The sequence below is a fragment of the Faecalibacterium intestinale genome (genome assembly GCF_040096575.1).
Taxonomy (GTDB): Bacteria; Bacillota; Clostridia; order Oscillospirales; family Ruminococcaceae; genus Faecalibacterium; species Faecalibacterium intestinale.
The window spans coordinates 36,709-59,779 of sequence record NZ_JBBMEN010000008.1; the positions used below are offsets into that span (position 1 = coordinate 36,709).

The 23,071-nt window shown below is 59.8% G+C and carries 23 protein-coding genes; 17 read left to right on the top strand and 6 right to left on the bottom strand.

Annotated features, from left to right (window positions below; all coding sequences use genetic code 11):
- Window positions 1-170 precede the first annotated feature (170 nt).
- The 16 genes from pstC to WMO20_RS07890 all read left to right on the top strand — a co-directional run bounded on the left by pstC (window position 171) and on the right by WMO20_RS07890 (window position 15,885).
- Window positions 171-1,085 (top strand): phosphate ABC transporter permease subunit PstC, encoded by a 915-nt coding sequence (gene pstC / locus WMO20_RS07815; RefSeq protein WP_349186404.1) that lies wholly within the window; start codon window positions 171-173, stop codon window positions 1,083-1,085.
- Window positions 1,078-1,935: a phosphate ABC transporter permease PstA gene (pstA, locus tag WMO20_RS07820; RefSeq protein WP_055186861.1), complete on the top strand. Its 858-nt coding sequence runs from the start codon at window positions 1,078-1,080 to the stop codon at window positions 1,933-1,935. Before pstC ends, pstA begins: the two co-directional genes overlap by 8 nt.
- A 214-nt stretch (window positions 1,936-2,149) precedes the next feature.
- Window positions 2,150-2,917 (top strand): phosphate ABC transporter ATP-binding protein PstB, encoded by a 768-nt coding sequence (gene pstB / locus WMO20_RS07825; RefSeq protein ID WP_316544986.1) that lies wholly within the window; start codon window positions 2,150-2,152, stop codon window positions 2,915-2,917.
- 19 nt (window positions 2,918-2,936) lie between these two features.
- Window positions 2,937-3,605, top strand: coding sequence for a phosphate signaling complex protein PhoU (phoU, locus tag WMO20_RS07830; RefSeq protein ID WP_349186405.1), 669 nt, complete (start codon window positions 2,937-2,939; stop codon window positions 3,603-3,605).
- A 667-nt stretch (window positions 3,606-4,272) separates the two neighbouring features.
- A complete protein-coding gene (locus WMO20_RS07835) occupies window positions 4,273-4,671 on the top strand; it encodes a helix-turn-helix transcriptional regulator (protein ID WP_349186406.1) in 399 nt (132 codons plus the stop codon).
- A gap of 193 nt (window positions 4,672-4,864) precedes the next feature.
- Entirely contained in the window at window positions 4,865-5,344 is a 480-nt protein-coding gene (locus WMO20_RS07840; RefSeq protein ID WP_349186407.1) for a GNAT family N-acetyltransferase, read from the top strand.
- A 357-nt stretch (window positions 5,345-5,701) separates the two neighbouring features.
- Window positions 5,702-7,297, top strand: a complete 1,596-nt coding sequence (gene hisG, locus WMO20_RS07845; RefSeq protein WP_349186408.1) for an ATP phosphoribosyltransferase — start codon at window positions 5,702-5,704, stop codon at window positions 7,295-7,297.
- Window positions 7,294-8,571, top strand: a complete 1,278-nt coding sequence (hisD, locus tag WMO20_RS07850) for a histidinol dehydrogenase (RefSeq protein ID WP_349186409.1) — start codon at window positions 7,294-7,296, stop codon at window positions 8,569-8,571. The genes hisG and hisD overlap by 4 nt, the downstream gene beginning before the upstream one ends.
- Before the next feature lie 12 nt (window positions 8,572-8,583).
- A complete protein-coding gene (hisC, locus tag WMO20_RS07855; protein WP_349186410.1) occupies window positions 8,584-9,645 on the top strand; it encodes a histidinol-phosphate transaminase in 1,062 nt (353 codons plus the stop codon).
- A 2-nt stretch (window positions 9,646-9,647) separates the two neighbouring features.
- A complete protein-coding gene (gene hisB, locus WMO20_RS07860; RefSeq protein ID WP_097779006.1) occupies window positions 9,648-10,244 on the top strand; it encodes an imidazoleglycerol-phosphate dehydratase HisB in 597 nt (198 codons plus the stop codon).
- On the top strand, window positions 10,241-10,849 hold the full coding sequence (gene hisH / locus WMO20_RS07865) for an imidazole glycerol phosphate synthase subunit HisH (RefSeq protein WP_349186411.1): 609 nt from the start codon (window positions 10,241-10,243) through the stop codon (window positions 10,847-10,849). The genes hisB and hisH overlap by 4 nt, the downstream gene beginning before the upstream one ends.
- 266 nt (window positions 10,850-11,115) lie before the next feature.
- Window positions 11,116-11,835 carry a 1-(5-phosphoribosyl)-5-[(5-phosphoribosylamino)methylideneamino]imidazole-4-carboxamide isomerase gene (gene hisA, locus WMO20_RS07870; RefSeq protein ID WP_005922612.1) on the top strand — a complete coding sequence of 240 codons (720 nt, stop codon included), beginning with the start codon at window positions 11,116-11,118 and terminating at the stop codon, window positions 11,833-11,835.
- 15 nt (window positions 11,836-11,850) lie between these two features.
- On the top strand, window positions 11,851-12,606 hold the full coding sequence (hisF, locus tag WMO20_RS07875; RefSeq protein ID WP_349186412.1) for an imidazole glycerol phosphate synthase subunit HisF: 756 nt from the start codon (window positions 11,851-11,853) through the stop codon (window positions 12,604-12,606).
- Window positions 12,607-12,685: 79 nt separating this feature from the next.
- On the top strand, window positions 12,686-13,321 hold the full coding sequence (gene hisIE / locus WMO20_RS07880; RefSeq protein ID WP_349186413.1) for a bifunctional phosphoribosyl-AMP cyclohydrolase/phosphoribosyl-ATP diphosphatase HisIE: 636 nt from the start codon (window positions 12,686-12,688) through the stop codon (window positions 13,319-13,321).
- 7 nt (window positions 13,322-13,328) lie between these two features.
- Window positions 13,329-14,153 (top strand): histidinol-phosphatase HisJ family protein, encoded by an 825-nt coding sequence (locus WMO20_RS07885; protein ID WP_349186414.1) that lies wholly within the window; start codon window positions 13,329-13,331, stop codon window positions 14,151-14,153.
- Window positions 14,154-14,505: 352 nt separating this feature from the next.
- Window positions 14,506-15,885, top strand: a complete 1,380-nt coding sequence (locus WMO20_RS07890) for an MATE family efflux transporter (RefSeq protein WP_349186415.1) — start codon at window positions 14,506-14,508, stop codon at window positions 15,883-15,885.
- Window positions 15,886-16,213: 328 nt separating this feature from the next.
- On the opposite strand, the gene WMO20_RS07895 is transcribed toward WMO20_RS07890, so the two are convergent.
- The 3 genes from WMO20_RS07895 to murQ form a co-directional block, all read right to left on the bottom strand.
- Window positions 16,214-17,263: a MupG family TIM beta-alpha barrel fold protein gene (locus WMO20_RS07895; RefSeq protein WP_349186416.1), complete on the bottom strand. Its 1,050-nt coding sequence runs from the start codon at window positions 17,261-17,263 to the stop codon at window positions 16,214-16,216.
- Window positions 17,256-18,698: a PTS transporter subunit EIIC gene (locus tag WMO20_RS07900; RefSeq protein ID WP_055186210.1), complete on the bottom strand. Its 1,443-nt coding sequence runs from the start codon at window positions 18,696-18,698 to the stop codon at window positions 17,256-17,258. The genes WMO20_RS07895 and WMO20_RS07900 overlap by 8 nt, the downstream gene beginning before the upstream one ends.
- Before the next feature lie 77 nt (window positions 18,699-18,775).
- Entirely contained in the window at window positions 18,776-19,684 is a 909-nt protein-coding gene (gene murQ / locus WMO20_RS07905) for an N-acetylmuramic acid 6-phosphate etherase (RefSeq protein WP_316539975.1), read from the bottom strand.
- Between the two features lie 208 nt (window positions 19,685-19,892).
- Between murQ and WMO20_RS07910 the strand changes: the two genes are divergently transcribed.
- Window positions 19,893-20,759: a MurR/RpiR family transcriptional regulator gene (locus WMO20_RS07910; protein WP_015565747.1), complete on the top strand. Its 867-nt coding sequence runs from the start codon at window positions 19,893-19,895 to the stop codon at window positions 20,757-20,759.
- Window positions 20,760-21,074: 315 nt separating this feature from the next.
- On the opposite strand, the gene WMO20_RS07915 is transcribed toward WMO20_RS07910, so the two are convergent.
- Genes WMO20_RS07915 through WMO20_RS07925 form a run of 3 tightly spaced genes read right to left on the bottom strand, consistent with a single transcriptional unit; the run spans window position 21,075 to window position 22,973 of the window.
- Window positions 21,075-21,707, bottom strand: coding sequence for an L-2-amino-thiazoline-4-carboxylic acid hydrolase (locus tag WMO20_RS07915; RefSeq protein WP_349186417.1), 633 nt, complete (start codon window positions 21,705-21,707; stop codon window positions 21,075-21,077).
- Window positions 21,704-22,546 (bottom strand): class I SAM-dependent methyltransferase, encoded by an 843-nt coding sequence (locus tag WMO20_RS07920; RefSeq protein WP_112091899.1) that lies wholly within the window; start codon window positions 22,544-22,546, stop codon window positions 21,704-21,706. The genes WMO20_RS07915 and WMO20_RS07920 overlap by 4 nt, the downstream gene beginning before the upstream one ends.
- Window positions 22,547-22,565: 19 nt before the next feature.
- Window positions 22,566-22,973, bottom strand: a complete 408-nt coding sequence (locus WMO20_RS07925; RefSeq protein WP_435387760.1) for a class I SAM-dependent methyltransferase — start codon at window positions 22,971-22,973, stop codon at window positions 22,566-22,568.
- Window positions 22,974-23,071 lie beyond the last annotated feature (98 nt).

Consider the following 23,071-nt stretch of genomic DNA (forward strand, 5'->3'; position numbering starts at 1 on the left):
GCCTTGGCAGTCCATGCAAAGTCTCCGGTTTCGCCAGAGGCTCTCCCTTTGGGAGAGCTGTCGAGACACGAAGTGCCGAGACTGAGAGGGCGAGGCCGTTCACAAAATACCCCGCCGCGCCGGCCTGCCCTAAAAGGCTGGGCTGGTGCGGCTTTTTATAGGATCACGTTATGAAAAATACAACCTCTTCTCTGCGCCGGGTGCGGCTGCCCCGCACCCCCGCCGACTTGCTGGAAGCGGTGATGAATTTCATCTTCTTCCTGTGCGGAATGCTGGCGGTGTGCTGTGTGGTGCTCATCTCGGTGTACATGGTGGTCTCCGGCGTGCCGGCTATCCATAAAATCGGCATTTGCAAGTTCCTGTTCGGCACAAAATGGGCGTCCACTGCGGCAGAGCCGCTGTTCGGCATCCTGCCCTTCATCCTGTCCAGTGTCTACGGCACGCTGGGCGCTACCATCATCGGCGTGCCCATCGGCCTGCTGACGGCAGTGTTCCTCTCCAAGGCCGCAGACCCAAAGCTGCGCACCGTGGTGGTCACCGCCATCGAGCTGCTGTCCGGCATCCCCAGCGTGGTGTTCGGCCTTTTGGGTATGCAGGTGCTGGTGCCCGCCGTGGCAAAAGCTTTCGGCAAGGCTTCCGGTGCCTGCCTGCTCAGCGCCATCGTGGTGCTTTCCATCATGATCCTGCCCAGCATCGTGTCCGTGTCGGTGACGGCGCTCAACGCCGTGCCGCCGGAGTATGAGCAGGGAAGTCTGGCGCTGGGCGCTACCGATACCGAAACATGGTTCAAGATCAGCATTCCGGCGGCGAAAAGCGGCATTGCCGCAGGCGTTGTGCTGGGCATTGGCCGCGCCATTGGCGAAGCCATGGCCGTGATGATGGTGGCGGGCAACAGCCCCAATATGCCGGACAGCCTGTTCCGCAGCGTTACTTTGCTGACCACCGCCATCGCCAAGGAAATGAGCTATGCCGGCGGCTTGCAGCGGCAGGCACTGTTCAGCATCGCGCTGGTGCTGTTCGTGTTCATCATGCTCATCAATGTTGTGCTGAATGTGGTACTGAAGGGAGGAAACCGCGATGAATAACGGCTTTTCGCCCTCCCGCCGGGCATGGAACCGGGTGATGACCGTGCTGGTCTGGGCCAGCGCAGTGCTGGTGATGGTACTGGTTGCCGGTATCATCGGCATGGTGCTGGTGCGGGGCATCCCCCACATCAGCTGGAAGTTTCTTTCCACTACCGCCAGTGTGCTGAAAAAGACGGACGGCATTCTGCCCGCCATCCTCAACACCCTGTATGTCATCCTGCTGACATTACTCATCGTATTGCCGCTGGGCGTGGGTGCGGCGGTCTACCTGACCGAATATGCTTCCAACCGGCGGCTCATCGAGGTCATCGAGTTCACCAACGAAACGCTGGCGGGTATCCCCAGCATCATCTACGGCTTGGTGGGTATGCTGGTGTTCAGTCAGGCGCTGGGCTTCCAGACCTGTCTTTTGTCCGGCAGCCTGACACTGGTAGTGATGAACCTGCCCACCATCATCCGCACCACACAGGAATCCCTCAAAACGGTGCCGCAGGGCTACCGTGAGGGTGCCATGGGTCTGGGTGCGGGCAAGTGGCACATCATCCGCACCATTGTGCTGCCCTGCAGCATTGACGGCATCGTCACCGGCTGCATTCTGGCGGTAGGACGCATCGTGGGCGAAAGCGCCGCGCTGCTGTTCACCGCCGGTGCGGCAGAGGTGATCGCCAAGAGCGTGTTCAAAGCCTACACCTCCAACGGCGCTACCCTGTCGGTGCTGCTGTATCTGCGCGCCTTTGAGGACGGCGATTTCACCTCCGCATGGGGCATCGGCGCAGTGCTGCTGGTGCTGGTGCTGCTGATCAATCTGGCAGCACGTCTGGCGAAAACGAAACTGAAACAGAAGCAGTAAAAGATTGCAGATATTTGATAGCGGCCTCGCCCTCTCAGTCTCGGCACTTCGTGTCTCGACAGCTCTCCCAAAGGGAGAGCCTCTGGCGAAACCGAAAGCTTCGCATGGACTGCCAAGGCCTCTCACTTTGGGAGAGGTGGCATTGCGCAAGCAATGACGGAGAGGGCGAGGATGCTGAAAAAACGCGATCGTCCTATAAAATATGAGGTACTCTATGGAAAACACGAATGTGCCGGTGATATCGGCAAAGGATCTGAACCTCTGGTACGGCGACTTCAAGGCGCTGAAGAGCATTTCGCTGGACGTGGGCGAGCGGGAGATCACCGCACTCATCGGCCCCTCCGGCTGCGGCAAGTCCACCTTTTTAAAGACCCTCAACCGCATGAACGACCTTGTGCCGGGCGTGCGCATCGAGGGCGATGTACGGCTGAAGGGCGCGGATATCTTTGCCCGCGAGATGGAGCTGACCGACCTGCGCCGCCGCGTGGGCATGGTATTCCAGAAGGCGAACCCCTTCCCCATGAGCATCTACGACAACATCACTTACGGCCCCAAGCTGCACGGCGTGCGCAATAAGGCCGAGCTGGACGAACTGGTGGAAAGTTCGCTGCGGGGCGCCGCCCTGTGGGACGAGGTAAAGGACCGCCTGAAAAAGAGCGCCCTTGGCCTTTCCGGCGGGCAGCAGCAGCGTCTTTGCATCGCCCGGGCACTGGCGGTCAAGCCCGAGGTGCTGCTGATGGACGAGCCCACCAGCGCACTGGACCCCGGCTCTACCATGAAGGTGGAGGAGCTGATGAACGAGCTGAAAAAGAACTACACCGTGGTCATCGTCACCCACAATATGCAGCAGGCTGCCCGTATCAGCGACCGCACCGCCTTCTTCCTGCTGGGGGAGCTGGTGGAGGTTGGCCCCACGAACCAGATCTTCAGCACGCCCCGGGACAAGCGCACCGAGGACTACATCTCCGGCCGGTTCGGTTAATGCAGGGAGGAACAAAGCAATGAGCATTCGCAAACAATACGACAGCGATCTGGAAGCCCTCAGGACCGCGCTGGTGGAGATGGGGCAGAACGCCGCCGAGGCCGTGGAGAACGCGCTGGAAGCGCTGTGCACCGCCGACACCGTAGCCGCCCAGAAGATCGTGCAGGGGGATGACCGCATCAACAACATGGAGCGGGACATTGAGCACCGCTGCATGGCTCTGCTGCTGCGTCAGCAGCCGGTAGCGGGCGACCTGCGCCACATTTCCACCGCCATGAAGGTGGTCACCGATATCGAGCGCATGGGCGACCACGCTTCGGATATCGCCGAGATCATCCCACATCTCGTCACCGTGCGTAAGGAGAGAGACCCCGCCGTCAGTCAGGCTATTGCCATGGGACGCAAGGCCTACCAGATGATCATAGACGCCATGGACGCCCTGACCGCCGAGGACGAGATCGCCGCCCGCCGCGTCATCGCCGCAGACGACGCCGTGGACTACGACTTCAACGCCATCAAGCATACGCTGGCACAGGAGATCGCCGCCGACCCCGCCAAGGTGGACGCCGCGCTGGATCTTTTGATGGTCATCAAGTATCTGGAGCGCATCGGCGACCACGCCGTGAACGTGGCCGAGTGGGTGCAGTTCGTGCGCACCGGGCGCTACAAGGACGAAAGTATGTTCTGATACTCACTCTGCCCTTTTGGGCGCGTGTTTTCCTTATTTTCTTCTGGAAAAGGCTGTCTGCCACCCGGCAGGCAGCCTTTTTCTGTGGGAAAATTTTCAAACGGGCTCGCCCTCTCCGTCACGGCTTACGCCGTGCCACCTCTCCCAAAGGGAGAGGCTCTGGCGAGACCGTATACTTTGCACTTTAGCCGGAAACTGTACCGCCATGCCAAGGGCTCTCCCCTTGAGGAAAGACTTCCCCCGCGCCGGGGGAAGATGTCGCGCAGCGACAAAAAGGGGAATCTGGCGCGTTAGCGCCTGAGAGGGCGAGGAAGCTTTCCCGCAGCGCCGCGCTTTCGCAGAAAGCGGCGCTGCAAATGCCGCTTGCCGTTACGACCCCTCCCGTGAAAATGCGTTTGGAGCGCTCCGCAGAGCGCGACAAACGCGAAATTTAAAATAATTCTTCCGCTGAAGATGCGCAAAGCGAACGCGGAGCGCATTCCAAATCGTCCGCCCTCTCTACAACGAAAATTGACTAAAAAATTTTTATCTTTTCTGCAATGTTTGCGGCGGGTGATTCGTATTCAGGGTATAAGAGCCCGGAAAGGGCTCCGCAGTTATCGTGCGGCGGGTGGTCCGGCTTCCCCCCAGTCCCCCGCCAGCCGCACCGTTACGGAGGACAGATACAATGATGGCAAAGCTTGAACGCTCCACGCAGCCCGCCCGCATGGAGGCCGTGAGCCGCGATGCACTGGTGCAGGCGGCGCTGCAGGAGATCACCCAAAATTATCGTGAGGCCAGCCTTTCCAACGTGGCAAGGGCTTATGGTGTTTCGCTGGCGTATGTCAGCGAGTGCGTGCGCGCCCAGACCGGGCGCACCTACAAAGAGCTGCTGCAAAAGCACCGCATGGAGACTGCCGCGCGGCTGCTGCGCCGCAGCGACCTGAATATCCAGCAGATCATTGCGCAGGTGGGGTACGAGAACACCAGCTACTTCTACCGCCTGTTCCACGAGCGCTACGGCCTGAGCCCCCGGGAGTACCGTATGGTGCGCACCGGCACTGCTCCCCGCCGCCCCAGCGCATGAATCCCCTCTTGGTTTGCTGCCCCCGACCGCCGTGCTGCCGCCCCGCGCACGGCGGTCTGTCTTTGCCGCAAAATGGAGAAAAATCTGGTGCTTTATGGAAAATTGTGTTATACTGAATAAAATGCACCCCGCGCGGCAGGGCGCGGGCAAGAGAGGATGAGTGGATATGTTTCGCGGAGCAGTAAGAGCGGATATGGCAAAGATCCTTGAAGTCTATGCCCGTGCGCGGGATTTCATGGCGAAAAACGGCAACCCCACCCAGTGGGGGGACAACTACCCTACCCCGGAGCTGCTGGAGGAGGATATCGACACCAACCGGCTGTTCGTGTACATGATCAATGGCCGGATGCAGGCGGTGTTTGCCTTTGTCCTTGGCGAGGACCCCACCTATCAGACCATCGAGGACGGACAGTGGCTCAACGACACCCTGCCCTATGGCACACTGCACCGGCTGGCTTCGGCGGGCGAGAGCAAGGGCGTGGGCAAAGCAGTGGTGGAGTGGTGTCTGGAGCACTGCGAGAGCCTGCGCGCCGATACCCACGCCGACAACAAGGTGATGCAGCATCTGCTGGAAAGTGAGGGCTTTACCCGCTGCGGCATCATTCATGTGGCGGACGGCACGCCGCGCATTGCCTACCAGCGGATGTCCCTGACCCAGAGCCAGCTGGGGTGAGCAGAAAATAGTTTTATTTGCAGTTCCGAAACGCCTGTGGGCGTTTCGGAACTATTTTTTTCACAGAAGGGGTTTGTATCCCCCTTTTGTTTTTTCCTTCCATCACCTGTGCGTATGGTGGGGTGAAAAATTTTCGCCTTTCTGTACAAACGCACTGAAAAATTGTAGGATAAGAATGGAAAAGACGTTCACTTTCACGCTTTACAACTTTACCTAGATAAAGTAAAATAAGGACAGAAGCCTTTCATACTATGGGCGCGGAGGATGCCGCGCCGGATGTTTTTGTGTATAGAGACGCCGGAATTGTGCCGGTGCAGGGAAAGAAACACGGGAAAAGGAAAGAAACGAGGGAGCAGGATGGAGTTCAGTCTGGAGCATCTGCAGCCAAAGGAGCACGCCTCCTTTGCGCTGCGCAGCCTGTACGAGACGGCAGGCTGCCGCAAGTACCACATGGGACGGTTCGAGGAGTACAGCCTGTATCAGGAGAACCGCAGCTTTCTGTCGTCGGAGCAGGTCATCACCTTTACCGATTTGGACGGCCGTCTGCTGGCGCTCAAGCCGGATGTGACCCTGTCCATCGCCAAGACGGCGCAGCCCGTGCCGGGCGAGACGCTGCGGTACTACTACCACGAGAACGTCTACCGTCCCTCTGCCGAAAGCCACACCTTTAAAGAGATCTCCCAGATGGGGCTGGAGCTGCTGGGCGCTGTGGGCGAAGCCGAGGTGCAGCAGGCGGTGTGTCTGGCGGCGCAGTCGCTGGCGGCGCTGGGCGCAGAGTGGGTGCTGGAAGTCAGCCACATGGGCTACCTGTTCGGCCTGTTCGATGCGCTGGGCGTACCGGAAGCCGCCCGGGCGCAGCTGCTGGAAAAGCTGCGGCAGAAAAATGCCCACGAGCTGCGTGCCGCCGCGCTTTCTGCGGGGCTTTCCGAAACAGCGGCGGACGCCTTGTGCGGGGTGCTGGAACTTTCCGGCGGCTACGCTGCTACCCTTTCCAAGGCGGCGGCGCTCTGCCGCAACCCCGCCATGACCGCCGCTGTGGCAGAGCTGACCGCCCTGGCGCCCACGCTGGGAAAGGCGGGCGGCAGCATCCGGCTGGACTTGACCTTAGCCGGTGAGATGGAATACTACAACGGCCTTGTGTTTCAGGGCTATCTCAAGGCTTTGCCCCGCCCGCTGCTGAAGGGCGGACGGTACGATTTACTGCTGCAAAAGTTCACCCCCGGGGCGGGTGCTATCGGCTTTGCGGTGTATCTGGACGAGTTGGACCGGCTGAACGCGATGCCGCCGGTACAGCATCAGGACACCGGCAAGGTGATGCTGAACGTGGCGCTGCCCAAGGGGCGGCTGGGCGACAAGGTCTACAATTTGCTGGCGGGCATCGGCTACGGCTGCCCGGAGGACTACAACGCCACCCGCAAGCTGGTGGTGGAGAACCCTGCGGCGGGCATCCGGTATTTTCTGGTCAAGCCCAGTGATGTGGCTATCTATGTGGAGCACGGCGCTGCCGATGTAGGCATCGTGGGCAAGGATATCCTGACCGAAGCCGCCGCCGATGTGTACGAGCTGCTGGACACCGGCCTTGGCCGCTGCCGGATGTGCGTAGCCGCACCGGCGGGCTACCGGGACGACCCCAGCCGCCCGGTGCGGGTGGCCACCAAGTTCGTCAACATTGCAAAGCGCTACTACGCCTCCATGGGGCGGGATATCGATATCATCAAGCTGAACGGCTCTATTGAGCTGGCACCCATCCTTGGGCTTTCGGATGTCATTGTGGACATCGTGGAGACCGGCACCACCCTGCGGGAGAACGGCCTGCAGGTGGTCACCGAGTTCATGCCCATCTCGGCGCGGTTCATCGCCAACAAGGCCAGCTACCAGTTCAAGCACCGGCAGATGGACACCATGCTGGAAAAGCTGCGCGACACCTTGCACAAGCAGGAGGAAGAGAAATGATCAAGCTGTATAATTTTGACGAGCTGAAGCCGGAAGAGATTCTGAACCGGGACATCCGCGCCGAAAAGAACGTAGAGGACGTGGTGGACGCCATCATTGCGGACGTGCGCGCCCGGGGCGACGACGCCCTGAAGGACTACGCCCTGAAATTTGACGGTGCAACTATCGAAAATTTACAGGTGACGCAGGCGGAGATCGACGAAGCCTTTGCGGGCATGGACCCCTATTTCCTCGAGACCCTGCGGCATGCGGCGGAGAACATCGAGCAGTTCCACCGCCAGCAGGTGCACAAGAATTTTGTGATGAATGACCGCCCCGGCATTGTACTGGGGCAGAAATATACTCCCATTGAAAAGGCCGGTGTCTATGTGCCCGGCGGCACGGCGGCGTACCCTTCCACCGTGCTCATGGACGTCATCCCCGCCAAGGTGGCAGGGGTGTCCGAGATCGTCATGACCACCCCCGCCGGGAAGGACGGCAAGGTGAACCCGGTCATTCTGGCCGCTGCCGCCACCGCCGGAGTAACTAAAATTTTCAAGACCGGCGGCGCACAGGCTGTGGCGGCACTGGCCTACGGCACCCAGAGCATCCCGGCGGTAGATAAGATCGTTGGCCCCGGCAACATCTACGTTGCCACCGCCAAGCGCAAGGTGTTCGGCAAGGTGGGCATTGATATGATCGCAGGCCCCAGCGAAATTCTGGTGCTGGCAGACGGCAGCTGCAACCCCGCGTGGGTGGCGGCAGACCTGTTGAGTCAGGCCGAGCACGACAGGCTGGCAAGCCCGGTGCTTGTCACCGACAGCGAAGCCCTTGCCAAGGCGGTACAGGCAGAGCTGGAAGTACAGATCCCGCAGCTGCCCCGCGCCGCCATTGCCCGCGCCAGCGTGGACGACAACGGCAAGATCATCCTCTGCACCGACCTGCACAAGGCCATTGAAGCCTGCAACATCATCGCACCGGAGCACTTGGAGGTGTGCGTGGAGGACCCCTTCGGGGTGCTGAACGAGATCCGCAACGCGGGCAGCATCTTCCTTGGCCGCAACGTGCCGGAAGCGCTGGGCGATTACTTTGCGGGCCCCAACCACACCCTGCCCACCAGCGGCACCGCACGCTTTTCCAGCCCGCTGGGCGTGGACGATTTCGTCAAGAAGTCCAGCTTCATCTACTACACCCGGGACGCGTTGGAAGCCGTTGCGCCCCGCATTGCAGACTTTGCCGAGCGCGAGGGTCTGCACGCCCACGCCCGCAGCGTGACCATCCGGTATGAGAAGTAAGAGGAAACCATTATGAGCCGTTTTCTTTCCCCTGCCCTGTCCACTGTCACCCCTTATACGCCGGGAGAACAGCCGCAGGATCAGCAATACATCAAACTAAACACCAACGAAAGTCCCTATCTGCCGTCGCCCCGGGTGGTGGCAGCCGTAAGCGAAGCCGAGGTGGAAAAGCTGCGCCTTTACTCCGACCCCGCCTGTGCCCAGCTGCTGCGCACGGCGGCGGCGCATTTCGGCTTGCAGCCTTCCCAGGTCATGCCCGGCAACGGCAGCGACGAGAACCTGTTCTTTGCGCTGCGGGCCTTCTGTGACGAAAATCACCCGCTGGCCTTTGCGGATATCACCTACGGCTGCTACGGCGTGTGGTGCGGCCTGCTGCATATCCCCACCCATATCATCCCGTTAAAAGAGGACTTCACCCTTGACCCCGCCGATTACCACGGTCTGCACGAGACCATCGTCATCGCAAACCCCAACGCCCCCACCGGACTGTGCCTGCCCCGGGATGCCATCGAGGGCATTTTGCAATCGAACCCGGACAGCGTGGTCATTGTGGACGAAGCCTATGTGGACTTTGGCGGCGAGAGCTGTGTGCCTTTAATTGACCAATACGACAACCTGCTGGTGGTGCAGACCTTCTCCAAATCCCGGCAGCTGGCGGGTGCGCGGCTGGGGCTTGCCATGGGCAGCGCGGCGCTGATCGCTGACCTGAACCGGGTCAAGTTCAGCCTGAACCCCTACAACATCAACCGCCTGACTTTGAAGGCCGGGCAGGCTGCGCTGGAAGATACCGCCTACTTTGATAAGACCCGCGCCGCCATTATGGACACCCGCGCATGGACGATGCAGCAGCTGACTGACCGGGGCTTTACCGTACTGGACAGCCGCGCAAACTTTGTATTTGCCAGCACAGAACGGATAAGTGGCGGCATACTATACAAAAAGTTAAAGGAAAACGGCATTCTGGTGCGGCATTTTGATGCGCCGCGCATTGAAAACTGGCTGCGCATCACCATCGGCACGCCGGAGCAGATGCAGGCGCTGATGGACGCCGTGGACAAGATACTGGAGGTGTGACAATGGCAGAGCGCATGGTAACGCTGGAACGCAGCACCAACGAGACCCAGATCGAGCTGACCCTTGATCTGGACGGCACCGGCCGCTACGAGATCGACACCGGATGCGGCTTTCTGAACCATATGCTGGAACTGTTTGCCCGGCACGGACGGTTTGATCTGGTGCTCACCTGCCACGGCGATGTGCAGGTGGACTACCACCACACCACCGAGGATGTAGGCATTGCGCTGGGACAGGCCTTTGCCCGGGCGCTGGGCGAGATGCGCGGCATCTGCCGCTACGGCAGCTTCTACCTGCCCATGGACGAAGCGCTGGTGCTGTGCGCGGTGGATCTTTCCGGCCGATGCACCCTGAACTGGGACATCCGCTGCCAGACCGAAAAGGTGGGCGATTTTGACGTGGAGTGCGCCAAGGAGTTCTGGTACGGCTTTGCCCGCAGCGTGCCCGCCACCGTCCATTTTGTGCAGTTTGCGGGCGAGAACACCCACCACATTCTGGAAGCCTGCTTCAAGGGCGCGGGCCACGCGCTGGCCGAAGCTGTGCGCATCGACGCGGCACACCGGGACGAGATCCCCTCCACGAAAGGACTGCTGGTATGATCGCCATTCTTGATTACGGGGTGGGCAACCTGTTCAGCCTGCGCTCCAGCTTGCAGCAGCTGGGGCTGCAGGCGGTGGTCACCGCCGATGCCGATGCCATCCGCGCCGCCGACCGGCTTATCCTGCCGGGGGTAGGCGCATTCGGGGATGCCATGGCAAAGCTTACCGCCACCGGCCTTGTGCCGGTGCTGAAGGAGCAGGCAGAAGAAAAGCCCCTGCTGGGCATCTGTCTTGGGATGCAGCTGCTGTTTGAAAAAAGCTACGAATACGGCGAGCACGCCGGGCTGGGCTTTATCAAAGGCAAGGTCTGCCCGCTGGGGCCCGACCTTACGGACAAAGGGCTGAAGGTGCCGCAGATGGGCTGGAACGCTTTGCACATCGTAAAGGATGACCCGCTGTTCCGCTACATCCGCGAGGGCGAGTATGTGTACTACGTCCACAGCTACTACGGCAAAAACTGCGCCGAAAGCACCCTTGCCGTCAGCGATTATTCCATCCCGGTCACCGGCGCAGTGCGGGCGGGGCGGGTGTACGGCACCCAGTTCCACCCGGAAAAGAGCGGCGACACCGGTCTGCGGATCCTCAAGGCGTTCAGCGAATTGTGAGCGGGCACGCCCTCTCAGGCACCGAGCAAAACGATTTTAAATGCCCTCCGCTATCGGGTTGCGGCACCCAGCATCCGCATCGTGCCTTGGGCGGCACTTGCGTCTTGCTGGCCGCTGCCCCAACAACTCCTCCCTGCTTCCGCCACTGGCGGCGGTCATCGTTGTTGCACTCTGGGCATATTCAGCGGAAAAATTATTTTTAATTTCGCGTTTGTCGCGGCCTGCGGGCCGCTCCAAACGCATTTTCACGAGAGGGGTCATAATGTATGCAGCTATTTCCAGCCATTGACCTGCGCGGCGGGCAGGTGGTGCGCCTGACACAGGGCGACTACGACCGCATGACCGTTTACGGGCAGGACCCCTGCGCACAGGCACGCAGCTTTGTGGCCGCCGGGGCAAAAAATCTTCATGTGGTGGACTTGGACGGTGCCAAGGACGGCACCCTTTCCAACTACGACACCATTGCCGCGCTGGCAAAGCAGGGCGGTTTGTACATCGAGGTAGGCGGCGGCATCCGCACCGAGGAGCGCATTGAAAAATACCTTTCCCTCGGGGTGGGGCGCTGCATTCTGGGCAGCGTGGCGGTGACAGATTTTGCCTTTACCGCCCGGATGCTGCAAAAATACGGCGACAAAATTGCCGTGGGCGTGGATGCCAAGGACGGCTATGTGGCCATCCACGGCTGGAAGGAGGTCAGCGCCGAGCCGGGCGTTGCCTTCTGCAAGCGGCTGGCAGAGGCCGGCTGCACCGCCATCATCTACACCGACATTGCCTGTGACGGCGCGATGCAGGGCACAAACCTGAGCCTTTACCGTCAGCTTGCGGCAGAGGTGCCCGGGGTAGCCTTTACCGCCAGCGGCGGCATCTCCTCCGAGGCAGAGCTGCTGGAATTGCAGCAGATGGGCACGGCAGCGGCGATTCTGGGCAAAAGCCTGTACACCGGTGCGCTGGATCTTGCCCGCTGCGTGCAGCTGGTGCAGGACTGAGAAAGAGGGAGCTTTATGATAACCAAACGCATCATCCCCTGTCTGGACGTGCGCAACGGCCGGGTGGTCAAGGGCACGAACTTTGAGGGCATCAAGGACGTGGCCGACCCGGTGGAGATGGCACGGCTGTACAACGCCGCCGGGGCGGACGAGCTGGTGTTTTACGATATCACCGCCAGCTTTGAGGGACGCGCCCTCTTTACCGACATCCTGACCCGGGTGGCGGGAGAGATTTTTATTCCCCTGACCGTGGGCGGCGGCATCAACACACTGGAGGATTTTGACCGGGTGCTGAAATGCGGCGCGGATAAGGTAAGCGTCAACTCCGGTGCGCTGAAGGACCCCGGGCTGATCCCCGCCGCCGCGCAGCGCTACGGCGACCAGTGCGTGGTGCTTTCCGCAGACGTGAAGCGGGTGAACGGACAGTTCCGGGTGTTCGCCAAGGGCGGGCGCGAGGATACCGGCCGGGATGCGCTGGACTGGATCAGCTGGTGCGCTGCCCACGGCGCGGGCGAAATATGCCTGAACAGCATCGACACCGACGGCGTGCGTAACGGCTTCGACCTTGAAATGCTGGACGCGGTGGCTGCCCGGGTAAATATCCCCATCATTGCCAGCGGCGGCGCGGGCAAAAAAGAGGATTTTCTGGAGCTGTTCCACCACAAGGGCATCGATGCCGGGCTGGCGGCGGGCATCTTCCACCAGAAGCTGCTGGGCATCCGGGAGCTGAAAGAGTACCTGAACGCCAACGGCGTGGAGATGCGGCTATAAAAAGCACAAAAACACCTTGCATTTTTGTCTTGAATACGATAAAATACACAGTATCCCCATCCGGGGAGGGAGAACCGTCATGGAACTGAAATTTGATGAAAAAGGCCTGATCCCCGCCATCGTGCAGGATCACTACACAAAGCAGGTGCTCACCCTTGCCTACATGAACGCCGAAACGCTGGCGCTGACCATTGCCGAGGGGCGCACCGTATTCTGGAGCCGCAGCCGTCAGGAGATCTGGCGCAAGGGCGAGACCAGCGGCAATGTGCAGCGGGTGGTGTCCATTACCGCCGACTGTGACGCCGACGCACTGGTGGTAGAGGTGGTAAAGGACGGCCCCGCCTGCCACACCGGAGCTGAAAGCTGCTTTTTTAACAAGGTATATGTCTCCCCGGAGCTGAAGCAGTTCAGCTGGCAGGGGCTGTACGAGCTTATTAAAGGCCGCAAGGATACCCCCACCGCAGGCAGCTACACCACCTACCTGTTTGAAAAGGGCAAGGAGAAGATCCTGAAAAAGGTGGGCGAGGAGTGCACCGAGGTCATCATTGCGGGCGAAAAAGAGGACAAGGCCGAGACGGTCTACGAGATCAGCGACCTTGCCTATCATGTGCTGGTGCTGATGGTCAGCGCGGGCATCACCGTAGAGGATGTGACCCGGGAGCTGGAAAAGCGCCATGTCATCGACCACAAGGTCAAGCAGGAAAGGATGCAGTGAGAAGCCTATGGCAGATTACAGAAAATCCAGCGTACATTGCCACTCTACCCTGTGTGACGGCAAGAACACCTTGCAGCAGATGGCGGGTGCCGCCTGTGCGCAGGGGCTGACCACCCTTGGTTTCAGCGGCCACAGCTACACAAAGCCCGACCGCGAATACTGCATGACCCCCGGCCGCACCGCGCAGTACCGCGCCACCATCGCCAAGCTGAAAAACGAGTACCGGGGCAAGGTGGATATCCTGTGCGGCATCGAGTGGGACCTGCTGAGCGAGGGCACGCCCACCGGCTTTGATTACTGGATCGGCAGCGCACACCACCTGTACGGCAAAAATACCGGCAGATACTACGAGATCGATTTCCGCCCCGAGGATCTGCGGGACTGCATCAACAACGATTTTGACGGCGACCCGCTGGCAGCGGTAGAAGCCTATTTTGCCGAGGTGGAGAAGATCGCCGCCAAAAAGCCGGACATTCTGGGACATATCGACCTTGTCAAAAAGCTGAACGCGGACGGCAGCTTCTTTGATGAGGAATCCCCCCGCTACAAGGCCGCAGCGCTCAGGGCGCTGCAAGCCGCCCGGGAGAACGACTGCATTCTGGAAGTGAACACCGGCGGCGTATACCGGGGCTACCGCAAGGACTTCTACCCCGGCGCATGGCTGCTGGGCGAGTGGAACAAGCTGGGCGGCAGGGTGCTCATCACCGCCGACGCCCACGACACCGCCGCGCTGACCTTCGGCTTTGACGAAGCCGCCGCCGCCATCAAGGCCGCCGGCTTTACCGCCCTGACCGTGCTGACTGTCAACGGGTTTGAAGAGCAGCCCCTATAAAAATAAAAAAATGCGGTTGGAACGGCCTGCAAGCTGCTCCAACCGCATTTTCACGAGAAAAGCTAAAACCATACAGCCGTCTCCAAAAAGACACACGACCTCGCCCTCTCCGTCTTTGCTTCGCAAATCCACCTCTCCCAAAGGGAGAGGCCTTGGCATAACGGCAAAGTTTCCGGTTTCGCCAGAGGCTCTCCCTTTGAGGAAAGACTTCCCCCGCTCCGGGGGAAGATGTCGCGCAGCGACAAAAGGGGGAATCTGTCACCGCAGGTGACTGAGAGGGCGAGCCAGCTGCCCGCATAAACAACGCCCTTGTGGCTAATTTTTGCGGTAAAACACCAATCGGAGGAACCCTATGACCCAGACGCGACCCCTGAAAACAAACCTCTTCAACCGGAATGCAGACCTGCTGCACGGGCCTATTTTCAAGAACCTTTTTCTGTTCATGCTGCCCATTCTGGTGTCCAATTTATTCCAGCAGCTGTACAATACCGTGGATACCATGATCGTGGGCAACGTGCTGGGCGATAGCGCACTTGCCGCCATCGGCTCCTGCGGGTCCATCTACGAGCTGCTGGTGGGCTTTGGCATCGGCATCGGCAACGGGCTTTCCATCGTGGCTGCGCGTTCCTACGGGGCGCAGGACGAGGATCTGCTCAAAAAAACGGTGGCCGGGTCGCTGGTCATCGGGCTTTGCGCAAGCTTTGTCATTACTGCGGCGGGCTTTTTCGGCCTGCGGCCGCTGTTGCAGCTGCTGGACACCCCCGCCGAAATTTTAGAGGACGCCTACCGGTATATCATCGTCATCGATTTGGGCGTTTTAGTGATGTTCCTTTATAACCTGTGCGCCGGGCTGCTGCGCGCTATCGGCAATAGCGTGATGCCGCTGGTGTTTTTGCTCATCAGCTCGGGGCTGAACGTGGCACTGGATCTGTGGTTCATTGCCGGGCTGGGCATGGGCGTGCAGGGCGCGGCGGTGGCTACCGTCATTGCGCAGGGCATCTCGGTGGTGCTGTGCATTCTGTATGTGATGCGCCGCGTGCCGCTGCTGCTGCCCGCCCGCAAGCACTGGGCGGTGGGACAGCATTTGTACTGGGAGCTGTTCAGCCAAAGCATCTCCATGGGGCTGATGAGCAGCATCGTGTCGGCGGGGTCGGTGGTGCTGCAATACGGCATCAACGGGCTGGGCACGCTGACCATTGCGGGGCACACCGCCGCGCGCAAGCTGTTCTCCTTTACCAGTATGCCGCTGATCTCCATGGCAAACGCCGGTTCTACCTTCGTCTCCCAGAACCGGGGCGCCGCTCAGCCGGAGCGGGTGCGCAAGGGAATGCGCACCATGTACCTGTGCTCGGTGGTCATCATGGCGGCAGACATCGTGCTGATGCAGCTTTTTGCCCGGCAGCTGGTGCAGCTGATCTCCGGTTCCACCGCGCCCCTCGTGCTGGAAAACGGCGCACGGTATCTGATGTGGAACGCGCCGTTCTACGCGGTGCTGGGGGTGCTGCTGTGCACCCGGTACGCTTTGCAGAGCCTTGGGCAGAAGGTGCTGCCGCTGTTTTCCAGCGTCATCGAGTTAGTGGGCAAGGTGATCTTTGTGCTGGTGTTCATCCCGCGCTACGCCTACAACGCCGTTATCCTGTGCGAGCCCATCATCTGGTGCTTCATGGCGGCGTATCTTGTGGCAGTGTACCGCCGCGATGCCTTTGTGTATCCGAGAAAGAAAACCATCTGAATGCGCGCCGCGTTCGCTTTGCGCATATTCAGCGGAAAATATATTTTGAATTTTGGGGTTCTGAAAAGTCTGCGGACTTTTCAGAACCCCTTTTTTCACAGAAGAGGTTTGGAACGAACTCCCTCAGTCTTTGCTTCGCAAAGCCAGCTCCCTCGGAGAGGGAGCCTCTGGCGCGCCCGGACACTTTGCACTTTAGCCGGAAACCGTACCGCCATGCCAAAGGCCCCATCCCAGAGGGGGCTGTCATCGAGCGCAGCGAGATGACTGGGGGAGTTCCTTCCCCCAAACGCAAGCACCGGAGCGTCCGCAGACGCTCCGGTGCTTGTTTTTATGATGTTTTTACCATGCGGAAGGTCTTTCCGCGCTTAATGCAGTCCAGCAGCAGGTCGTACTCTGCGGGCACTTCACCGATGACGTTTACCTTTTCGTCTGCGGGCAGGTCGGTGCGCATGAGCTGAATCTCGCCGGAGTAGCGCCCGTAGCCGATGTTATCCATGGTCACGCAGCGGCGGCGGCGCTCTGTGCAGTTGTCCGGCTGCACGGTGCTGCCAAAGCAGGAGTAGAGCCGGGATTCCTGATACCGCACAAGCGTTTTGGGCGAATCCGGGCGGCAGGTAAAGGTGCGGTCGTACAGCGTCTCGTAGCCGGGGCGCAGGGCGACCGGCAGGCAGAGCTCGCCGGTTGTGCAGAAGTGGCGGATATACTCCTGCTCCCGGGTGCTGACCTCCGGGTCGCCCGCAAAAATGCCATCCAGCCCGTAGTTCAGCGCCAAGTCCGCAAAGGCCGCCGAGGGGGCGGCGGTGCGGTGGGCTTCCAGCGTAGGCAGACCCTTGTACAGCGGGCCGCGCAGCAGGGCGTCGCCGGGGATAAAGCCGTACACCTGCAAACCCTCTGCCTGCAAAGCTGCGGTGCTCTCGCGCAGAAATTCCGGGTCAAGGCCGGTCTCCGGGCGGGGGTAGAAGTTGTGCATGGCGATGACCGTGCCGCCGCCTGCCGCCAGCTGCCGTGCCACCTCCGGGGTGGTGGTAGAAGCGTTGACGGCAACGGGCAGCTGCTGCGCAAGGGCGCACATCCGCTCCAGCGAGAAGCCGTAGTCCAGCCGCAGACCCCACAGGTGCAGCCGCTTTGCCAGCGCGGTCAGGTCGGCGCAGCCGAACTGCCGGATGGTCTTTTCCGACACGTCTGCCAGAATGCGCCAGCCCTGTGCCGCCAGAAAGTCGCACATTTCCTGCACGCGGGCGCAGTAAGCGGCATCAAATTCTTCGCTGATATGCAGTGAGATAAAAACAGGCGCGCCGCCTGCCGCAAAAGCGGAAAGCGACGCACGCTGTTCCTCAAACTGCGTCAGATACACTGACCGTCCGAGTGTTTTAAGCATTGGCAACGTCCTCAACAGAGACCATTGCATTGGTCACGATAAAGCCCATGATGTAGCAGATGACCAGACCCACTGCGTAGCAGCCAACGGAAGCAGCCACACCGTGAGGGCCGGCGGTCATGACGAACAGAGCCAGCAGACCGGAGGGGCCCCAAGCGGTAGCAGCCACCTGCATGGCCATGACGAAGGCACCGCCGAAACCAGCGCCCAGACCGGCACTGATGAAGGGCTTGCCCATGGGCAGGGTGACGCCGTAGATCAGCGGCTCGCCGATGCCCAGCAGACCTGCGGGCAGTGCGCCGGTGATAACGTTCTTCAGGCGGGTGTTGCCGCACTTCTTAGCCTTGAAGTAGATAGCGACAGCAGCGCCAACCTGACCTGCACCGGCCATAGCCAGAGCGGGGTACAGGGTAACGTAGCCAAAGCTCTCCAGCTGCACGGAGTACAGAGCGACCAGACCGTGGTGCATACCCATAGCGACCATGGGCAGGAACAGAGCGGTGGAAACATAACCGGCAATGATGCGCACGATCAGGATATCGCTCATGCACAGCTTTTCAACCACCCAGCACAGCGCGGTGGAAACATAGCCGGTAGCGGGCATGATGATCAGGATATAAGGCACAAGGCACAGGATCATGGTGATCAGCGGGGTGAACACGATGTCCAGAGATTCGGGCATCCACTTGCGCACCCAGCGCTCGATCTTGACAAGGCACCATGCGCCCAGCACAACGGCCAGCACGCCGCCGCGGCCTGCACGCAGGATGGAATCCAGCGGCACAGCCTCGTTGAAGAGACCCAGAATGGAAGAGATCTTGTTGATGCCCTCCAGACCGGTGATCATGCCCAGCATACCGCCCAGAATGGGGGTGCCGCCGAACTTTTCGGCTGCGCGGTAGCCGACCCATGCGGTCAGGTAGCCAAGGAAGCAGGTGTTCATCAGGCCCAGCAGGGTGCTGATAAGGGCCAGTGCGGGGATGTCGGCGTAGTTCGGCACCACCTGACCGATCAGGGAGTTGATGCCGGCGCACAGACCGGAAGCCACAACGCCCGGGATCAGGGGGATAAAGATATCGCCAAAGGTCTTGAACAGCTCCTTGACCTTGCTCTGCTTCTGCCCGGCCTTGACTGCGGCCTTGTTGGTCTGCCAGTCGTTGGCGGTGGAAGCGGCGGCGTCCGCCGGGATGCCCATGTCGCGGCAGATATCTGCGCACTTGCGGCACTTGCCGGGGCCGACCACGATCTCTACATAGCCGGTACGGTCATGCACGATGCCCATTACGCCCTCGATGGCCTTCAGGCCCTCGTCGTCGATCTTGGCGTCATCTTTAACGCGCACCCGCAGACGGGTCATGCAGTTGGTTGCGGTGAGAACGTTGCTCTTTCCGCCGACTTTCTCCAGCGCCGCGCGGACCAGTTCTTCATTCGTCATAAGTGGGTCCTCCTTTAAAACAGGTGTATATCCGATGCGGCCTGTGCCGCTAAGGAACTTGGGTGTGCAAATGTGCCTTACAGCACTTCCAGCCGGATAGCTTCCCGCACATGGCCGTGTGCCCGTTCCAGCCGCCGGGCGGCTTCTGCGGCATCGCAGTCTGCCAGCAGCATGGTAATGGCAGTCTTTACGCTGCCGCCCGCTGCATCAATGGCGGCGCGGGCTTTTTCCCGCTCCACGCCAGTGGCGTCGATGACGATGTTCTCGGCGCGGGTGTGCAGCTTTTCGTTGGTCTGCTGCACGTCCACCATCAGGTTCTGGTAGGCCTTGCCGGTGCGCACCATGGAGCCGGTGGAGATCATGTTCAAAATCAGCTTCTGCGCCGTGCCGGACTTGAGCCGGGTGGAGCCGGTCAGCACCTCGGGGCCGCAATTTACCTCAATGGCAAGCTCTGCGGCCTTGCCGATGGCGCTGCCGATGTTGCAGGCAATGGCGGCAGTGTGGCAGCCCACGCTTTTGGCGTAGTCCAGACCGCCCAGCACATAGGGCGTGCGGCCGGAGGCGGCAATGCCCACCACAAGGTCATTTGCGGTCAGGCCGTGGGCTTTCAGATCCTCAACAGCCAGCTCCCGGCTGTCCTCTGCGCCCTCCACAGCCTCGATAAAGGCCTTTTCGCCGCCGGCGATCAGCCCCACCACCATCTCCTTCGGCACACCGAAGGTGGGCGGGCACTCGGCGGCATCCAGCACGCCCAAGCGGCCGGAGGTACCGGCGCCCATATAGAACAGCCGTCCGCCTTTTTCAAAGGCTTCTGCCGCCCATGTCACCGCCTGCGCGATCTGCGGCAGGCACTTGGCAATGGCCAGCGGTACCCGGGCGTCCTCCTCGTTCATGACAGTCACGATCTCCAGCGGGGACATCTGGTCCAGCTGCATCGTGCGCGGGTTGCGGGTCTCGGTGGTCATCCCACTCAGATTCAAGCCCATTTCCTGCACCTCCACTTTCCGCTTTCTGCCGCACCCTTGCGGCGTGATTGTGACCAAAGTATAAACTTTTTCAAACAAAATGTCCACAAAAAGACTATTTTGTGGTACAATGTTTTATGCAAGCATTGTTTTTGAAATTTTTGCTCACAAGTATGACTTTTTTGTGCAGCTTGTTCAATCCATCCTGAAATACAACAGAGATATCGATATGCAGAACGTTCTTTTACGCCTGCGGGAGGTGCAGCCCTCCCTCAGCAGCACCGAGCGGCAGATCGCGCAGTTCATTCTGGACAACCCGGACGAGACCACCACCCTCACCATCCGGGAGCTGGCGCGGCGCTCCTTCTCCTCCCCTTCCAGCGTGGTGCGCATCTGCCGGGTGATCGGCTTTCAAGGCTACAAGGAGCTGCGCCACGCCCTGACGCTGGAGCTTGCCACCCTTGGGGAGAACGGCAGCCACCGGGAAAAGGATATCACCCCGCAGGACAGTTTGCAGGAGATCGTGGAAAAGGTGACCCACAAGAACATCCAGAGCCTGCTGGACACCCAGCGGCTGCTGTTGCTGGACGAGCTGGAGCAGTGCGTGGAGCTGATCGCAAACGCGCGCACGGTGCTGTTGTTCGGCATCGGCTCCTCGCTGTGCGTGGCAAAGGACACCTACCTGAAATTTCTGCGGCTGGATAAGCCCTGTGTGGTCAACGAGGACTCCCACTCGCAGCTTTTGCAGGCGCGCAACGCCACCGCGCAGGATGTGGGCATCGTGTTCTCCTACTCCGGGCAGACCATGGAGATGATCCAGTGCATCAAGGAGATGAAGGCGGGCGGCGCACCGGTGATCGCGGTGACCCGCTACTACCCCTCGGAGGTGGCGCAGCTGGCCGACCATGTGCTGTATGTGGCTGCCAACGAGAGCCTGTTCCGCAACGGTGCCATGTCCTCCCGGCTTTCCCAGCTGAACGTGATGGATATCCTGTACACCGCCTACGCCAGCCGCAACCACGAGGACACCATGCGCCGCCTGACCAAGACCCATATCTATAAGCCCGGCGACCCGGAGGTGCTGACCCAGCCGTAAAAAAGCTGCCCCGCAGGGTACAAAAAAGGCGCTTGGTGAACGATCACCAAGCGCCTTTGCTCCCGTTGACGAAAGTATAGCGTTTTTTGCTGGTTCTTTCAATCCGAAAAGTGCAGCAACTTTTTTGTCAGGCAGTTTTTTGTTTTGTAAAGTGTTACAATGTTTCGCTTTGCTTTTTGTTGGTTTTGCCATGTCGGTTTTCTTGCCCTGCAAAAAGCCAAACGTGCAAATAGGGTGCAGAAAGTGTGCAGCCGCGATGCACCAGACCACGATAGCACTATTCGTGCTGCTCTGGCTCATAACGGACATCGTCCGTTACCCTTTCTTTTTGTACCCGCAGTCGCAGTAGGGTCCGCCGGAAGCAAGGGTATACTGCCGCACAAAATTTGTCACACCGCCTGCTTCGCTCATGGTGTAGTCCAGACGGCACAAAGCAGGGGTCAGGTCGTACAGCCCCAGCTCCTTCATCAGCACACAGATGCCGCACTTGGTAAAGCGTCCCTCGTAGCCGCTGCCATCCGGGTATTCGTAAAATTCCATGTTCCACGAGTAAGGGTTGCGGTCGGCAGCTTTCAGAGCAGCGGTGGCTTTCATGGTGGCAATATCCTTTGGGGTAAATTTGCTTTTTCCGCTCTTGCGGCAGAACCACTGCATGGGCGCTGTCATCATGGACTTTGTGTAGTAATCCGTCAGCCTGTCCACCTCCGGGCGCTGCGGCATGGAGAGAATGAACGCCCCGATCATGGCGCAGTTGACCAGATTCATTTTGAAGCGGTCGGCCTTTTCAAACTCCGGCAGCCTGCGAATGATCTGCTGGTATTGCGGCTTTGCCTTTTTCGTGATGGCTTTTGCAGTGTCTGCATCATAGCCCAGCACCGCGGTCAGCTGCTTTTGAAAGGAACCGGCAAACAGCGCCCACATTCCAAAGGGCATCCCGGCATACTTCATTGTCTGCCTCCAAACCCGATCTTCACGATCTGCATTTTCATTCCGTTGTCCCCGACCTTTGCAAGAAAGCGGAAAAAGCCGCTGACGGAAAGGTCTTTCAGGTCACTGTAACCTAACATATATCCCCTGCTGGACACCTGCAAACGGCTGTCCCATGGGGAAAGCTCGCTTTTTGCATCCGAAACCGCAAAATACGCCCCTACATCCTTGATTTTCGCCGTCCTGAGCCACGTTTTGGCGATCATCTTCACCGCCGTGCGGTTGGCAGCGTCAAAGACCAGCACACCGCCGGGAAACGCGTCTGCCATCCCCTGCACCAGCGCCCTGACCTGCTGGGTCAGAAAGTAATAGAACACCCCGGAGGCAAAGAACACCGCCCCGCCGGAGGCATCGATCTTGTCAAACCATGCGGGGTCTTTCAGGTCACAGGGGATGTTTTGCTCCCGCTCCCCGGCAGGCAGAAGCTGCTGCCGCAAGGCGATCACATCCGGGAAGTCCAGATTGTAGATCTTGCATCTGCCGTTGTCGCAGGCTTTGCCGGTGTTGTCCAGCCCGCAGCCCAGATTGACCACCGCTGCACCGGGGTGCGTTTTCAGGTATGCCTGCACCTCCCACGCAAGGTCATTCTGCCGCATGGCCACCTCCAGCGCACCGAAACGCTGCATCAGGCTGCGGGAGTTTTTCTCTGCCTGCGAAAAGTCGTAGTCGATTTCATCAATCAGACGCACCGCCGTCTCGTCCCGGTAAAGGGTCGGATACAACTCGGTACACAGCTTCCGGGAATACAGTGGGAGAATCAGCGTCTCCTGCACGGTGTTTTTCTCGATTTTGTATTTCATAGGTTCCTCCCTGTTCTCCTTATTCTGCTTTCCGGCAGACAAACCATGCCATGCCCTTCACTGTTCCAAGTGTTACGGTTGCGTACCGTTTCTCCAGCCGTTTTTTCAAACTGAAGGCCGTCTCATAGGGCGGTGTAAAGAACCCCATCCCTTCATAAACGTGCCGGACAAACCAATCCGTCCGCTTCTGTTCGCCCTTTACATAAAAGCAGCCGCAGAAGATCCCGCCGGGTCTCAAGACCCGAAAGACCTCCCGGTAAGCGGCCTCCTTATCCGGGAACGCGTGAAAGCCGTTCAACGACAAAACGACGTCAAACGCGCCGTCCGCAAAGGGCAGCGCACCCACATCCCCCTGCCGGAAGGTCACATTTTTCAGGTGCAGACGATCTGCCTTTTCCAGACGTCCTCCGGGATATGGGCACCGAATAGTTAGACAAAGCTAACTTTCTGCTCTATAAAAAGCCGCTTCTCAGCGGTCCTTCTGCCAAGATAATACGCCCTGCTGTTGTCTCTGTCAAGATGTTT

What these genes read in the sequence shown, in the direction of transcription:
- pstC (WP_349186404.1), top strand. Translation starts at nt 171, where the DNA reads ATGAAAAATACAACCTCTTCTCTGCGCCGGGTGCGGCTGCCCCGCACC.
- pstA (WP_055186861.1), top strand. Translation starts at nt 1,078, where the DNA reads ATGAATAACGGCTTTTCGCCCTCCCGCCGGGCATGGAACCGGGTGATG.
- pstB (WP_316544986.1), top strand. Translation starts at nt 2,150, where the DNA reads ATGGAAAACACGAATGTGCCGGTGATATCGGCAAAGGATCTGAACCTC.
- phoU (WP_349186405.1), top strand. Translation starts at nt 2,937, where the DNA reads ATGAGCATTCGCAAACAATACGACAGCGATCTGGAAGCCCTCAGGACC.
- WMO20_RS07835 (WP_349186406.1), top strand. Translation starts at nt 4,273, where the DNA reads ATGATGGCAAAGCTTGAACGCTCCACGCAGCCCGCCCGCATGGAGGCC.
- WMO20_RS07840 (WP_349186407.1), top strand. Translation starts at nt 4,865, where the DNA reads ATGGCAAAGATCCTTGAAGTCTATGCCCGTGCGCGGGATTTCATGGCG.
- hisG (WP_349186408.1), top strand. Translation starts at nt 5,702, where the DNA reads ATGGAGTTCAGTCTGGAGCATCTGCAGCCAAAGGAGCACGCCTCCTTT.
- hisD (WP_349186409.1), top strand. Translation starts at nt 7,294, where the DNA reads ATGATCAAGCTGTATAATTTTGACGAGCTGAAGCCGGAAGAGATTCTG.
- hisC (WP_349186410.1), top strand. Translation starts at nt 8,584, where the DNA reads ATGAGCCGTTTTCTTTCCCCTGCCCTGTCCACTGTCACCCCTTATACG.
- hisB (WP_097779006.1), top strand. Translation starts at nt 9,648, where the DNA reads ATGGCAGAGCGCATGGTAACGCTGGAACGCAGCACCAACGAGACCCAG.
- hisH (WP_349186411.1), top strand. Translation starts at nt 10,241, where the DNA reads ATGATCGCCATTCTTGATTACGGGGTGGGCAACCTGTTCAGCCTGCGC.
- hisA (WP_005922612.1), top strand. Translation starts at nt 11,116, where the DNA reads ATGCAGCTATTTCCAGCCATTGACCTGCGCGGCGGGCAGGTGGTGCGC.
- hisF (WP_349186412.1), top strand. Translation starts at nt 11,851, where the DNA reads ATGATAACCAAACGCATCATCCCCTGTCTGGACGTGCGCAACGGCCGG.
- hisIE (WP_349186413.1), top strand. Translation starts at nt 12,686, where the DNA reads ATGGAACTGAAATTTGATGAAAAAGGCCTGATCCCCGCCATCGTGCAG.
- WMO20_RS07885 (WP_349186414.1), top strand. Translation starts at nt 13,329, where the DNA reads ATGGCAGATTACAGAAAATCCAGCGTACATTGCCACTCTACCCTGTGT.
- WMO20_RS07890 (WP_349186415.1), top strand. Translation starts at nt 14,506, where the DNA reads ATGACCCAGACGCGACCCCTGAAAACAAACCTCTTCAACCGGAATGCA.
- WMO20_RS07895 (WP_349186416.1), bottom strand. Translation starts at nt 17,263, where the DNA reads ATGCTTAAAACACTCGGACGGTCAGTGTATCTGACGCAGTTTGAGGAA.
- WMO20_RS07900 (WP_055186210.1), bottom strand. Translation starts at nt 18,698, where the DNA reads ATGACGAATGAAGAACTGGTCCGCGCGGCGCTGGAGAAAGTCGGCGGA.
- murQ (WP_316539975.1), bottom strand. Translation starts at nt 19,684, where the DNA reads ATGGGCTTGAATCTGAGTGGGATGACCACCGAGACCCGCAACCCGCGC.
- WMO20_RS07910 (WP_015565747.1), top strand. Translation starts at nt 19,893, where the DNA reads ATGCAGAACGTTCTTTTACGCCTGCGGGAGGTGCAGCCCTCCCTCAGC.
- WMO20_RS07915 (WP_349186417.1), bottom strand. Translation starts at nt 21,707, where the DNA reads ATGAAGTATGCCGGGATGCCCTTTGGAATGTGGGCGCTGTTTGCCGGT.
- WMO20_RS07920 (WP_112091899.1), bottom strand. Translation starts at nt 22,546, where the DNA reads ATGAAATACAAAATCGAGAAAAACACCGTGCAGGAGACGCTGATTCTC.